The 393-nt window shown below is 74.8% G+C and carries 1 pseudogene; it reads right to left on the bottom strand.

What is annotated here, in order from left to right:
* Positions 1-393, bottom strand: a pseudogene (locus G3I65_RS13530) (FAD-binding oxidoreductase); the annotation flags it as partial.

Raw genomic sequence — 393 nt, 5'->3', positions numbered from 1 at the left:
GTCGGGCGCGGCCTGCAGCAGCATCCGCGAGGTCCCGACGTACGCCGCGCGCGCCGCGACCGCCCCGGGCCGGGACTCCGGCTCGTCGAACGCCCGCATCGCGCTCAGGTGGTCCAGCACCCGCGCGCCCCGCTCGGCGGGTGCCGTGCCGACCCGGCGGACCAGGTCGTCGAGCAGCACCTTCAGCCGGGATTCAGTGCCGAGGAACGTCCCGCTGGCCACGGCGGTGACCGCGTCGATGTTCACCCCGCACCACAGCTCGTCCGGCTGCGCGGGCAGCCACTCCTGCCAGGCGGCGAGCAACGCGGCCTGGGCGCCGTCCGGGAACGTGAGCTTGAAGGTGGCGACGTCGGCGATCGGCACGGTCCGGAAGGTGAACCCGGTGACGATCCC

It is taken from the genome of Amycolatopsis sp. SID8362 (assembly GCF_010550475.1).
GTDB lineage: Bacteria > Actinomycetota > Actinomycetes > Mycobacteriales > Pseudonocardiaceae > Amycolatopsis > Amycolatopsis eburnea.
This window is presented reverse-complemented; position numbering and strand designations above follow the sequence as displayed.